This is a genomic window from Corynebacterium pseudokroppenstedtii, assembly GCF_019754945.1.
In the GTDB taxonomy this organism is placed as follows: Bacteria; Actinomycetota; Actinomycetes; order Mycobacteriales; family Mycobacteriaceae; genus Corynebacterium; species Corynebacterium pseudokroppenstedtii.
The window spans coordinates 444,220-457,925 of record NZ_JAEUWU010000003.1 but is presented as its reverse complement, the minus strand read 5'-3'; the positions used below and the strand labels follow the sequence as shown (position 1 = coordinate 457,925).

Genomic DNA, 13,706 nt, shown 5'->3' with positions numbered 1-13,706 from the left:
AGCTCCATCATGGATGATTACTTCGAAAGACCCCTACGTTTATTGGAGAGAATGTGGGAACCCCCACGACCGATTCTGAACAATCCGCCATCGCCTATGAGCAGCGTGTTCTCGACTCACTCTTCACCTATGTCGATCGTGAACGTCGACTCTCTGAGGAGAAACTGAGTTCAGTTCTACGCCGGCGTACTCATGATCCTCGTGGCCTCGTCGAGCGAGAAACGGCATATAGCACGTTGCATGATCGGCTTACCATGCTGTCCTCAGCCGAAATTGGCCTGTGTTTCGGCCGTATCGATATTGTCGAAACCGATGGCGAGGAACCGGAAAACCCATCTCCTGACAACCCTGAGCTGGATCGACGCTACATCGGGCGGATCGGGTTGTCCGATAAGGATGACGATTATCGGACTCTCCTCATGGATTGGCGTGCCCCGGGGGCACGGCCTTATTACTTGGCGACGACTGCACACCCGGAAGGTGTGGCCCTACGACGCCACTTGCGGACGAACGGGCGCACGGTAACGGGAGTCACTGACGAGTACCTTGACGCTGAAACGCTCAACGCGGATGGCGTTAACGCAGACTCATCCCCGCGTGGCGCAGGCGATGAATCCCCTCTGCTTTCAGCGCTCAACGCAGCCCGCACCGGGCATATGACCGACATCGTCGCAACAATTCAGCGTGAGCAAGATACCATCATCCGCGATCCTTACCGTGGAGTCACGGTTGTGGAAGGTGGCCCCGGAACTGGGAAAACGGCGGTAGCCCTCCACCGTGTCGCATATCTGCTGTACACATGGCGAGACGTCCTCTCTCCCACCGGCGTGTTAGTCATCGGGCCCAACAGGACGTTTATCGACTACATTTCCCGCGTTCTTCCGACGCTGGGCGAAGGTGGCGTTGTCCTGTCGACTATCGGGGATCTTTATCCCGGGGTTACGTCGTCGCGAATTGACTCTGAGCTCAGTAGAGAAGTCAAAGGATCCATTGAAATGGTGGAGATCTTGACTAATGCCGTGAAGAACTATCAGCTCGTTCCCGACGAAACAACGTCGTTAAGTGTGGATGGGCATCACCTGGACGTCACGCCCGCGATGGTTCGAGCTGCGCGGACACGAGCTCGTCGTTCACGGAAAGCGCACAACCAGGCTCGCGGTATTTTTCAAGACAAATTCCTGGATCTTCTCGCCGACGCCTTTGCCGATCAAATCGGCGAAGATCCATTAGGCGGGAATAATCTCCTCGATGCCGGCGATCGAGTTGCGCTGCGAGAAGACCTGGAAGAAGAGCCTGCGGTCATCGAATTGATGGATAGTCTGTGGCCCGAACTGGATCCTATCGACGTGCTCGCAACTCTCTTCAGTGATGAGAGTGCGCTGCAGCAAGCGACCAATGATTATGACGATCTCACGCGTGAGGCGCTCCGTAGAGCGGACGGGCAGAGCTTTTCTACCTCAGATGCTGCACTTCTAGATGAGCTCGCAACGATTATTGGCCTTGCTGATATCGACGAACAGAGAGCGAAGGAAGAGCGCGAGCGGTCCAAACGCATTGCTGAGGCACAAGATGCCCTCGATATTTTGGCCGGGTCGGCGTCCCAAGACGTTGATGATCAGTTCGATCCCGAAATCCTCATGGCCTACGACATCCTCGATGCTGCTGCGCTCGCGGAACGCCAACGTGTCCGAGATGATCGAACGACGGCTGAGCGTGCTCAGGAAGACCGACTGTGGTCCTATGGGCACGTCGTCGTCGATGAAGCGCAAGAACTCTCCGCGATGGAGTGGCGGATGGTGATGCGTCGGTGCCCTAACCACTGGATGACCTTGGTAGGCGATACCGCGCAAACAGGAAACCCCGCTGGGGTGGAATCGTGGTCGGACACGCTGGAGCCGTTCGTCCAGTCACGATGGCATCACCATCGGCTGACGATTAACTACCGGACTCCCAAGGAGATCACCGACGTCGTTGACCACATACGCCATCATGTGGCGCCTGGTACGTCGTCCGATACTGCTATTCGTTCGAATGGCCGACGGCCCACGATGGTATATGTACCCGAGCTGGACTCATGCCGTGCCACTAAGGCTGAAAGCGCGCACCATGAGTTGACTGATTCGGATCACGGTCGCGTTCGAACCCCTGTTGTCGACAAACTGCAGCATGTCATTTCTGATGTTGCACGAGCAATATCGTCAGAACGCACCATTGCTATTATCACTGCGGCAAACAACCCTGATCTTCATTCCTCCATCAACCAGGCGGTTCAACAATTAGACCTCGATCAATCTGTGAGTATCTTGGATCCATCGGAAACGAAAGGGCTGGAATTTGACGAAGTAATCATCATCGAGCCGGAGGATATTGTGTATAGGGCGGTTCAAGGATTTCAGGATCTCTATGTCGCTGCTACGCGAGCTACACAGGGGCTCACCGTTACGTACTCGGGTCAACCGATGTTCGAAAGCGCTTGATTCATCACACCTTGATCCCACGCCATCCGTGACCAGGTGTCCCAACCGTGAACACCTATTGGATCCAGACGGTAATCAATGTTAACCCCTGCTGCGCGGGCTTGGGCGACGAATTCCGTTGTTTGGACGGTCGCCCCAGCTTCCATGGGAACTCCTTCGGTTACTACGCCGGCCAGGTTATCGCCGTAATCAGCAAGAGGATTAATCACACCTGAAGCCGACGTGACGATGATAGGCATCGTCAAATTCTGTAGATTCTCCGAGGGATTAGCGGCCCGTCTATTAGCCAGATTGAACCAGGGCACCGTGTTCACGCCCTCCGTCAGGAGAGGCTGGAGGTCTGTGGTTAACCACTGGTCGGGCATCCTGGAATCGTAGAAACCGGACATGGCGAGAACGCTGCGGTAAAAATCGGGACGTTGGGCTGCCAAGCTCATTGCACCCCAGGCTCCTGCCGAGATGCCGGTGACCAGAGTATGGCCGGCTCCCCCACCTGGAACCCCGAAATTGGTAGCGAGATATGCGGGTAATTCTTCAGAAAGAAAAGTCTTGTATTTAAATACCCTGCCATCGGCAGTGGGATGGTCCCAGTCAGTATAGAGACTTGCCGAGTCCCCCGCTGGGAACACCAAGGTGGCATCTGCTGAGTCCATGTGCTCTAAAGCGTGCCCATCGGTTAGCCACTCATTCGTGTCATTTTTAATGCCCATTCCGCCCAGAAACTGGACCACACGTGGGTTATTGGCAGTATGAGAGGGCCGGATGACTACGGAAATGTCCCGGTTCATCGCAGCGGAATGAACGGAGCATTGAACAGCCGCATTATCAAAGGGGGAACATGCTTGGCCCACTGGAACAGCTGACGCTCGGGGCAACAATTGTGGCTCATGCAAAGCCGGCATGCACACCATTGATACTGCTAAAGCAGCGCCATAAAAACGCCGACGAATACTACAAAACGATCCAGTGGGGAGCATATATCGATCTTAAGCCGACGAAAGCTTACGACAAGGGGAATATTATATTTTTATACCCAATCAGGGGTAGCGAACTAGGTGGCAATGCCGGCCGATCACGAGGTATCGGCGTGACCTACATCAGTTATTAGGTAAACCTTAGTCAACTGTGTGCACGATCATGACATCGCAATTTGATTGACGAGCCACGTCAGCTGGAACCGATCCCAGCAAGCGTCCGGTCAGAGAATTAATTCCTCGGTTTCCGACCACCAGGAGATCGGCGTCGACCTCTTTCACGATGGCCATGAGCGCTTCGACCGGCGTTCCCTTCCGAACTGCCGTTTCAATGTTGGTTGCACCGACCCGGCGCGCCGCTTCTACCGCGCTTTCTAGGTTTTTACGTGCGGGGTCGTCGCCAAGAACTGTGACGGAATCTTGGCGGAGGGTCTTCGAGGCTTCTTCTTGGTTTTCATAGTAGGCGCAACCAATGGTTACTGTGGCGTCCAAAGCCGCTGCGATTTCGGCTGCTCGTTCGACTGCGAGAAGCGACGACTGCGACCCGTCAGTACCAACAACGATTGTCGAGTATTTGCTCATTTCTACCTTCCCAACCTCATTTGTCGACAATGTCGACAGTAACCTTAGCTTTTATGGTACGTCACTTCGTTGTACTTCACTCAGTGACATTGTGCGTGCTGAAACCGCGGAGGACATGAACGGCACAACACTGAGCTGTTGACACTATTCAATCCCGGCTTCGGTGATTTCCTTGAGTTCTTTCTTGACGCCAACAAGTTCGTCGCGGAGCCGCGCGGCGAGTTCGAATTTCAGGTCTCTCGCGGCGTCACCCATTTGTCGGGTTAAATCGTCGCGGAGACGAACAAGGTCATCACGGGTCATTTCCGTGTAATCCGGTCCTTGGTCCCCGGCGAGCGCAGCGTCGGACGTTAATGAGGATGTTGACTGAGCCTTCTGACCATCCGCGTTCGTAGATGACTGTGCCCCACCTCCGGCAGTTGTTGTGCCAGCGGACTCGCGATCGTCGGCTTCACTCTCGCTGTCATAGACCTGATCGAGAATGTCAGCAATCTTCTTCCGCAACGGTTGAGGATCAATATTGTGCTCTTTGTTAAATGCGATCTGCTTTTCCCGACGCCGCTCAGTTTCGTCAATTGCCTGCGCCATAGAATCGGTGACAGTATCCGCGTACATGTGGACTTCGCCACTGACATTTCGGGCGGCACGGCCAATGGTCTGAATTAAGGACCGCGTGGAACGTAGGAAGCCTTCTTTATCGGCGTCGAGAATGGAAACAAGGCTCACCTCGGGGAGATCGAGCCCCTCTCGCAAGAGGTTAATTCCGACGAGAACATCGTATTTTCCAAGCCGTAAATCACGGAGAAGCTCGACGCGCTGCAGGGTATCGATGTCCGAATGGAGATAACGAACGCGAATTCCGGCGTCCGCCAGGTAATCCGTGAGATCTTCAGCCATCTTCTTGGTCAACGTCGTGACCAGAACTCGTTCATTCTTGTCTGTTCGTTGGCGGATTTCTTCCATGAGATCGTCGATCTGACCCTTTGTGGGTTTAACCACAATCTTGGGGTCGACGAGACCCGTGGGGCGAATGACCTGTTCGACATATTCACCACCAGCGGCTTCCAACTCGTAGTCGCCGGGGGTGGCGGACATGTACACGCATTGGCCTTTACGCGCATCGAACTCATCCCATGTCAAAGGCCGGTTATCGATGGCGCTCGGTAGACGGAAACCGAAATCGATGAGGTTTCTCTTGCGTGACGCGTCCCCCTCGAACATCCCACCGATTTGAGGGACCGTCACGTGTGACTCGTCGATGATCGTTAGGAAGTCCTCTGGGAAGTAGTCGATCAGCGTTGCCGGAGCACTACCCGCTTCACGCCCATCGATATGGCGTGAGTAATTCTCGATTCCTGAGCAGAACCCAACTTGTTCAATCATTTCCAGATCGAACTCTGTTCGCATTCGCAACCGTTGAGCTTCGACAAGCTTCCCTCGATTTTCAAGATCTGCTAATCGATCTTTCAATTCCGCTTTAATAGCTTCCTCAGCCTTCGCCATGCGCTCAGGCCCAGCCACATAGTGAGTTGCCGGGAAAATTCTTAATTGATCATGAGTATCGATCACTTCCCCAGTCAATGGATGGATCGTATGAAGGCTATCGATCTCGTCTCCAAAGAATTCGACACGAACGCCCACCTCTTCATAGGCGGGAATGATATCGACGACATCTCCCTTAACCCTGAATGTCCCGCGAGTGAACGCAACATCATTACGCGTGTATTGGACATCGACCAGCAATCGGAGGAATTGGTCTCGGTCGACTTCCTCTCCGACGCGAAGAGGGATAGAGCGATCCAAGTACGACTGCGGAGTCCCTAACCCGTAGATACACGACACCGAGCTCACAACAACAACATCGCGTCGTGACAAGAGATTAGACGTCGCTGAATGTCGTAAGCGCTCAACATCTTCGTTAATCGAGGAATCTTTTTCGATATACGTGTCAGTTTGCGCGATATAGGCTTCTGGTTGGTAATAGTCGTAGTAACTGACGAAGTATTCGACCGCGTTATTGGGCAGCAGTTGCCGTAGCTCATTGGCTAGCTGAGCTGCCAAAGTTTTATTCGGGGCCATAACTAATGTTGGTCGCTGTTGCTTCTCAATGAGCCAGGCGGCCGTCGCAGACTTCCCTGTACCCGTCGCCCCCATCAAAACAACGTCGCGCTCACCGCGACGAAGTCTCTCATCAATTTCCTTAATGGCCTGGGGCTGATCTCCCGCGGGCTCATAATCGCTAACAACCTCAAAAGGTTTGCTCGTCCGCTCTATGTCTCCGACTGGACGAAACTCTGATTGTGAAAGGATGGGGTGTTCTGCAGCGAATGCCATAACCGCGAGTGTAACCCTCATCCCACGATGACGCGGGTTCGCACTAGACCGTGGAAATGATCACTAACGATCCCGGCTAAGCAACAGAACAATTCCCGAAACTAACCCATCCGTCGTGGTTACAAGCGGATAGTTGCCGGGTCGATGGGGTCTCCGCTCCTCCACACGTCGAGGGGATGCTCGGTGCCATCGGTGGCACGGCGGTCGTCGCTCCCTGACTGGCGGCTAAAGCCCAGCCATGAAAGCTTTTCACGAGTACTCTCATCCACTCCACCGGAGCCACCTTCACCGGGAGCGTGCCGGGATACTGAAGCAACCAGTGGCTTATCAGGATCCCCACCAAACTCCACTTCTGCTTCTGGCCCGAAAACCCACTCGACCCGCCGTCGGAAGCGTTGGTGACGACCTTGAAGGTGGAACAGCACGAGACCATCCGTCTCACGGCTGGCACTCTCATCCTGTTCAGTCACGCGCCCCCATAGAACCAAACGGGAATCCCATAATCTATCCACCGACTCCAGAAGCTGATCAGGTGTGCCTGAGTTATCCACAATGACGTCAGCGGATGGAGTTCGATCTGCATCCGATAACTGTGCCCTGATTCGCTGCCGTGCATCATCTTCGTCGAAACCCCGATGCGCCACCAGCCGTTCAACTCGCGTGTCTTCGTCGGCAGTCACGACCACAACCACACCACACATTCGGTCCAGGTTGTTCTCGATCAACAAGGGCATATCAAACACGACGATTGACGCGTCGGCAGAAGCACGAAAGAGTTCATATGCCCGCTCATGAATCCGTGGGTGCATGATAGCGTTCAACGCTTTCGTGCGGTCCTCGGAGACAAACGCGCGCCGGGCCAGCTCTTTACGGTTTAACGAGCCGTCGCTCATGAGAATGTCGGAACCGAATTCTTCAGAGAGTTCTGATAAAGCGGGTTCTCCCGGTTGCACAATCTCACGGGCTATTTTGTCGCCATCGACGACAATCGCTCCGTGATCAGACAATCTCTTTGCGACAGTGGATTTACCTGAGCCAATACCGCCCGTGAGTCCAACCACAACCACTTTTGCTCACTCTTTCATGCGTTTCTTAACCGTGACCGCCAAGGCTGGCAGCATCGGAACCTTGACTACCTATCGACTGTCAAGGCCAATACCTTGTCTACCACGACTGCACACCGCTTCAGGACCGGAAACAGATTTCCTGCTTGGTGGATAAGCACCAAGCAGGAAAGGCGATTACCGTTCGAGAATCGCGGTCACACCTTGACCGCCCGCAGCACAAATGGATACCAATGCGCGGCCTGATCCCTTCTGCTCCAACAGCTTGGCCGCCGTCGCTAAGAGACGACCGCCAGTTGCCGCAAACGGATGGCCAGCTGCCAAAGACGAACCCTTCACATTCAGCTTGGACCGATCGATGGCACCCAGCGGCTCGTCCAAGCCCAAACGCTGCGAACAGTATTCCGGAGACTCCCACGCCGCGAGCGTCGCCAACACCTGAGAGGCAAAGGCTTCGTGGATCTCGTAGAAATCGAAGTCCTGGAGCGTCAGCCCATTACGACGCAGTAACCGCGGAACCGCGTAGGTCGGGGCCATCAACAGCCCGTCGGGCGTTAACCGCCCGCGTCCATGAACAAAGTCGACGGCGGCTGTTTCGGAGTCAACAAGGTGCGCCCTAACAGGGAGATTGTGCTGCTCCGCCCAGTCCTCGGACGCCAACAAGACCGCAGAGGCGCCATCGGTGAGCGGTGTGGAGTTTCCGGCAGTCATCGTTGCCCGCACACCGTGACGTTCGGCATCCTTCTTACCGAACACAGGCTTGAGCTTTGACAGTTTTTCCACCGTGGAATCCGGCCTCAAGTTGTTATCTCGGCTCAGCCCCAGATACGGCGTAATGAGATCATCAAAAAAGCCTTCGTCATAAGCAGCAGCAAGTTTCTGATGACTTGAAGCAGCAAACTCATCCTGCTGCTGGCGAGAAATTCCCATCTCACGCGCAGTAATGGCCGCATGATCCCCCATCGACAGACCTGTTCTGGGCTCCCCATTGCGTGGCTGCTCAGGAACAAGGAGTTGTGGCCGAATCTTCCCCAAAAGCTTGAGCCGCTGCCCCGTCGTTTTGGCTGTCGAGGCCTTAATCAACAGCTTCCGGAGGTCATCATTCAGCGCGATTGGCGCGTCGGAAGTTGTATCAACACCACCGGCTATGCCGGAATCGATGCGTCCCAGCGATATTGCATCTGCCACTTGAATCGCTGCGGCTAGCCCCGTGCCACATGCCTGCTGGATATCAAAAGCTGGCGTATCCGATGCCAAGTGGGAACCAAGGACACATTCTCTGGTCAAATTGAAGTCGCGCGAGTGCTTAAGTACTGCTCCCGCGGCAACCATCCCTAAACGCTCATCCTGCAGATGGAACCTGCTCACCAATCCATCGATGGTGGACGTCAGCATATCCTGGTTGGACGCATTTGCGTACCGCCCATTCGAGCGCGCGAACGGAATACGGTTTCCGCCGATAATTGCTACCTTACGAGTCATAGGTTGCCCCTCTCTGAGATTCATATCACTAAAACTCTCTCATATTGTGTATGTTCACCGTAGGCTAATTGAACAGAAACTCGTAAAACGTATCCACGAAGGGATCTTTCCATGGCTGACAGTTACGCGAAGTTCGTCAATTCAGGGGCAGGATCGCTGCTCGCATCGAAACTTGGATTACCAAAACCGGAAAAACTCCGCCGGTTTGAGCCTGGTCAACCCCCTGTAAACGGGCCCATCATCGTCACGGGATCCGGGTCTCTGGCATCCTCCATCCGGGAGCTTCTCGAGCCGACGTACACCATCATCGACACTCGAGACGACGGCTCCCCCGCAACTGACGGAAAAATCGCTGGCCTCGTTATCGACGCCACGGGCTTCACCGCTCCCGCAGACTCGCTCGAGCTGTATGAAACCGTGAATCCGGTCATTCGAAAGCTGGCCCCATGCGCACGCATCGTCGTCATTGGGCATAACCCAGAGACCACGACAACTGCGGCGTCGCGCGTCGCACAGCGAGGACTAGAAGGTTTTACTCGCTCGCTGGCTAAAGAAATGCGGAGAGGCGCAACCGTCCAGCTGGTCTACACCGAGCCGAACACCCCACTGGGCAGCCTCGAATCCACATTGCGCTTCCTGCTATCCGGGAAATCCGCGTACGTCGACGCTCAGGTGATCCAGCTGAACGAAGCCCCATCTCCCTCGGTAGACTGGGACCAGCCTCTCAAAGGAAAAATTTCTGTCGTCACTGGTGCGGCCCGCGGTATTGGAAAAACGATCGCGCAAATTCTCGCGCGCGATGGTGCCCACGTGATTTGCGTCGATATTCCCGCGGCAGGAGAAGCGCTAGCTGAAACCGCAAATGAGGTCAACGGAACGTCCCTTGGCCTCGACGTGACTGCACCCGACGCGGCCGACACCCTTGCGCGCCATGTCAAAGAACGGCATAAGACCGGTATCGACATCATCGTCCACAATGCTGGAATTACCCGGGACAAGACGATGGCTGGGATGGACGAAGCTCGATGGAAATCCGTCATGGCCGTTAATATCACTGCCCCGCTGACGATCACGGAACGTCTTCTCGAGCTCGAGGCTATCAATGACAACGGCCGAGTTATCGGGGTCTCCTCGATGGCAGGTATTGCCGGCAACAGAGGACAAACCAACTATGCCTACAGCAAGGCGGGAGTCATCGGGTTCGTTGACTCATTTTCCGAGTCCGCCGGGCACGGAATCACTGTTAACGCGGTCGCGCCTGGTTTCATCGAAACGCAGATGACCGCGGCGATTCCGGTCGTTACCCGCGAGGTCGGGCGTCGGCTGAATTCTTTGCAGCAAGGCGGGCTGACCATTGACGTTGCAGAGACGATTGCATACTTCGCGTCGCCCGCGTCGGAAGCTATTAATGGCAACGTTATCCGTGTGTGCGGACAGTCAATCTTGGGGGCATAGCGTGAACGCATCATCTAATAACGAACCCTCCACCGGACCGACACACAACGCAGCGTCAGCGTCCCAGCCAGCTGCGCCCACCGACGACGCGTACAATGATTCTCTGAGGGAGAGAACCATCGTTGAGCTCGACAGAATCCCATCACTTGGGGATGAGTACCGACGAGCATTGCGCGGACTTCTTCCCGGCGTCCCGTTCCTTTCGAACCGTTCGTCGAGTGGCAAGGGTTCGGCGGCCACCGCCCCGTGCCAGGAGTATCGCGTCAATGGGGTCACGATCGATGCCACGAACCTTGCTGAATACTGCGCTGCATGCGGCCTTCGCATCAGCAACGACGTGCCGCTGACGTATCCGTATGCGGTGACATTTCCCCTCGTGATGAATGCGATGAACTCGCCGGATTTTCCGTTCCCGGCAGTCGGGACTATTCACATACGCAATGTCATCGAGCAGTATTCCCCCATCACGGTGACAGACAGCTTCGATGTGGCGGTGTACACGGCATCGTTGCGACGTCACCGCCAAGGTTTGCTGATAGACATCATCACCGAAGTGCGTCGATCGTCGGCACCTGACGACGTGGCCTGGCGGCAGCGATCAACCATGCTGTCGAAGGGCAAAGCTCCTGACGCTCAACTCCCCGACGATAATTATTCACGAATGAGCGTCGATATTCCGGAGGACCCTACGACGATCATTCGAGTGTCGGCCTCTGACATTAAGAACTACGCCAATGTTTCGGGTGATAAAAACCCGATTCACGTCTCCAGGTTGGGGGCCAAAGCGTTTGGTTTCCCCGCGACGATCGCTCATGGGATGTGGAGCGCCGCCTCGTTATTGAGCATCGTCGAGGGCGAAATTCCTACTCGGGCGCGCTACACCGTGGAGTTCGGTAAGCCGATTATCCTTCCAGCAGTCCTGGCGGCATATTCCTCCCGCCACCCACAGAATGACTCAACCGGGCTTTCATGGGATTTGCGCTATTGCAGCGCGAAGGATTCGTCAAAGATTAATGTGACTGCTCAATTGTCAGAAATCTAAGCGGCCCGTCGTGTAATGGCGGGACGCACAAAGAACCCCCCGGCAGGGTTCCACAATCGACGAGATCGTGGACATCCTCTGCCGGGGGTTATCTGTCTCAATACGCGAAACGTGGTGGTCCGCGAGGACGGCTTACGCTTTCACGTCTTGGTTTTTACTTCCCTGAGATTCCTTGTCTTGTGCGCTTTCTTTTGGCACCAGGTTCAAGAGGTCTTCCCCATGGGAAACTTCGCCAGTGGCAATCGTGTCGATTCCGCCGATCCTCTTCCAGTTCGTGATGAGCACTGGGGTGACATCTGGGTGACCGGCCTTCGCAATCTTTTCTTTGTCAAAGGTCATGAGTTTTTGCCCGGCCGATACGCGGTCTCCGCGCTTAACGAATGACTCGAAGCCTTCGCCTTTCATCTCGACCGTATCGACACCGACGTGAACGAGGAGATCCACACCGAGGTCGAGTTTGACGCCAATTGCGTGTCCTTGGACAGCGAGGATTTTTCCGTCGCCGGGGCTATAAATGGTGTCGCCTGATGGCTCAATAGCGACCCCGTGGCCTACTGCTCCAGCTGCAAAAGCGGGATCGGGTACATCTTTCAAGGGCACAATGGTTCCGTCGAGAGGAGCAACCAGTACTGAGGTTTCCGTGAGAACTGGGCGCTTCTTCTTCGTCGTAGTCGACGTCGCTTGAGCCTGCGATGACTCAGTCTGAGTTTCGGATCCTGCCGCGGTCCCGGCTGGAACAGAAGATGCTGCAGACGAAGCCGAAGCTCCCTCGGTCTGGTTAGCAGCTGCCGCATTGTCTGCTTCTTCATCAGCGGCAATCTTTGCCCGAACTTCTTCCTTCTCTTCCTTTGAGCGGTAGTCGAAGAAGACAACCAGGAAGAATGAGGTAAAGAATGCTACTGCGATACCAATGGTGTATCCGAGCCAAGGTTGGAATGCCGGAATCGTCAAGATCGAGGTAAAGACGAAGGCATTGGCTTTGATGTTGAAGATGCCCATGACCACGCCACCTGTAAAACAGCCAGCAAGTAACCGCGGATACGTCTTCTTGAATCGAAGAACAATACCGTACAACGACGGTTCGGAAATTCCACCAAGAAGACCTGCCATCAATGCACCGAGGGAAACCTGTTTCATGGCCTTATTGCGTTCACGGAATGAACGGTAGAGAACACCCGCAACCAATCCGAAGCACGCGAAGTTCCAGGCGCCCATGGGGCCTTGGATGAAGTCGTAGCCGAGGGAGTTGATGTTCTGAATCATGACGGCGTTCAGCGGCCAGTGCAATCCGAGGGGCACAATGAACGGGTACAACAGCGGAACGACGACGGACAGAATAAACGGCGAAAAGTCATTGATGGCTTTAAGAGCGTTTGAAATACCGTTACCCAGGCCGATACCGAAGGGGCCAAGCAAGAATGCTGTGGCTGGGATCATAATGATCAGCGAGAAGAATGGCACGAATACCATTTGGACCGCTTCAGGGATGATCTTCTTCAGGCCTTTTTCAACCCAGTACAATGCGATGGCCGCGATCAACGGCGGGAAAACCTGACCGCTGTATTCGTTCAACACCATCGGAAGACCGAAGACGTGAACAACGTCTTCGCGGTTACCTAAGCTCATGAACTCTGGGCTCATGAGGGCAGCAGGAATAGCTGCGCCAACCCATTCGTTAGCGCCTAGTTTCCGAGCAGCTGTTGCACCCACCATGATCGGCAGGAAGTAGAACACCGACTGGTACATGGCGTGCATGAACTGGTACGTCGGCGGTTGATTCTCTGCACGGAAATTCTGAATTCCCATCGTGTCGAGGAGGACGAGGATCGTGATGATCAGTGAAGCACCGAGGAGAGCCCACAGAATTGGCCGGAATGTGTCAGAGAGGAACTCGAATGCGTAGTCGACCCAGCCGAACTTTCCGCGAACTCCCCCGTATTCCTTCTTGGAGGACTTTTGCCGATTGCCGCCGCCTTCAGCACTTTCCGCAACACCCGGGAGCTTGATCAATTCCTGGTAATAATTGGCGACTGCTCCCCCCATGACGACCTGCAGCCCGTTGTCTCCCTGAGGAACAACACCGAGTACTGATCCATTCTCGTCGAGGGCTTCTGTATTCGCTTGTGACCGATCATTCAACTGGAACCGCAAGCGAGTCGCACAGTGCGTCACTGACGCTATGTTATCCGCCCCACCGATATTATCCAGGATGAACCGTGAGGTGGTTTCGGTTTGCGAAGCCATCACAATCCTTTCGCATTTATGTCCGATTATGTCTGTTCGGACTGTGTCCGAG

The 13,706-nt window shown here is 54.8% G+C and carries 9 protein-coding genes; 3 read left to right on the top strand and 6 right to left on the bottom strand.

What is annotated here, in order from left to right; genetic code table 11:
- The first annotated feature begins 53 nt into the window (after window positions 1–53).
- Entirely contained in the window at window positions 54–2,477 is a 2,424-nt protein-coding gene (locus JMN36_RS07165) for a HelD family protein (RefSeq protein ID WP_204088384.1), read from the top strand.
- Here JMN36_RS07165 and JMN36_RS07160 read toward each other — a convergent pair.
- The 5 genes from JMN36_RS07160 to JMN36_RS07140 all read right to left on the bottom strand — a co-directional run bounded on the left by JMN36_RS07160 (window position 2,453) and on the right by JMN36_RS07140 (window position 8,913).
- Window positions 2,453–3,454 (bottom strand): alpha/beta hydrolase, encoded by a 1,002-nt coding sequence (locus JMN36_RS07160; RefSeq protein WP_204088383.1) that lies wholly within the window; start codon window positions 3,452–3,454, stop codon window positions 2,453–2,455. The two genes, JMN36_RS07165 and JMN36_RS07160, sit on opposite strands and share 25 nt — an antisense overlap.
- 138 nt (window positions 3,455–3,592) lie before the next feature.
- Window positions 3,593–4,033 (bottom strand): universal stress protein, encoded by a 441-nt coding sequence (locus JMN36_RS07155; protein ID WP_012731464.1) that lies wholly within the window; start codon window positions 4,031–4,033, stop codon window positions 3,593–3,595.
- 144 nt (window positions 4,034–4,177) lie between these two features.
- A complete protein-coding gene (gene uvrB, locus JMN36_RS07150) occupies window positions 4,178–6,367 on the bottom strand; it encodes an excinuclease ABC subunit UvrB (protein WP_204088382.1) in 2,190 nt (729 codons plus the stop codon).
- 119 nt (window positions 6,368–6,486) lie between these two features.
- Window positions 6,487–7,434 (bottom strand): dephospho-CoA kinase, encoded by a 948-nt coding sequence (coaE, locus tag JMN36_RS07145; protein WP_204088381.1) that lies wholly within the window; start codon window positions 7,432–7,434, stop codon window positions 6,487–6,489.
- Between the two features lie 174 nt (window positions 7,435–7,608).
- Window positions 7,609–8,913 carry an acetyl-CoA C-acetyltransferase gene (locus JMN36_RS07140; RefSeq protein ID WP_012731461.1) on the bottom strand — a complete coding sequence of 435 codons (1,305 nt, stop codon included), beginning with the start codon at window positions 8,911–8,913 and terminating at the stop codon, window positions 7,609–7,611.
- A gap of 111 nt (window positions 8,914–9,024) precedes the next feature.
- Here JMN36_RS07140 and JMN36_RS07135 point away from each other — a divergent pair, with 111 nt between their 5' ends.
- A complete protein-coding gene (locus JMN36_RS07135) occupies window positions 9,025–10,368 on the top strand; it encodes a 3-oxoacyl-ACP reductase (protein ID WP_204088380.1) in 1,344 nt (447 codons plus the stop codon).
- 1 nt (window position 10,369) lies between these two features.
- A complete protein-coding gene (locus tag JMN36_RS10995; RefSeq protein WP_221924090.1) occupies window positions 10,370–11,410 on the top strand; it encodes a MaoC/PaaZ C-terminal domain-containing protein in 1,041 nt (346 codons plus the stop codon).
- Between the two features lie 132 nt (window positions 11,411–11,542).
- Here the strand turns inward: JMN36_RS10995 and JMN36_RS07125 are convergent, their stop codons facing one another.
- Window positions 11,543–13,654 carry a glucose PTS transporter subunit IIA gene (locus tag JMN36_RS07125; protein WP_221924089.1) on the bottom strand — a complete coding sequence of 704 codons (2,112 nt, stop codon included), beginning with the start codon at window positions 13,652–13,654 and terminating at the stop codon, window positions 11,543–11,545.
- Between the last annotated feature and the right edge of the window lie 52 nt (window positions 13,655–13,706).

Coding starts and splice junctions, on each gene's coding strand:
- JMN36_RS07160 (WP_204088383.1), bottom strand. CDS start 3,454: ATGCTCCCCACTGGATCGTTTTGTAGTATTCGTCGGCGTTTTTATGGC.
- uvrB (WP_204088382.1), bottom strand. CDS start 6,367: ATGGCATTCGCTGCAGAACACCCCATCCTTTCACAATCAGAGTTTCGT.
- JMN36_RS07125 (WP_221924089.1), bottom strand. CDS start 13,654: ATGGCTTCGCAAACCGAAACCACCTCACGGTTCATCCTGGATAATATC.
- JMN36_RS07155 (WP_012731464.1), bottom strand. CDS start 4,033: ATGAGCAAATACTCGACAATCGTTGTTGGTACTGACGGGTCGCAGTCG.
- JMN36_RS07135 (WP_204088380.1), top strand. CDS start 9,025: ATGGCTGACAGTTACGCGAAGTTCGTCAATTCAGGGGCAGGATCGCTG.
- JMN36_RS07140 (WP_012731461.1), bottom strand. CDS start 8,913: ATGACTCGTAAGGTAGCAATTATCGGCGGAAACCGTATTCCGTTCGCG.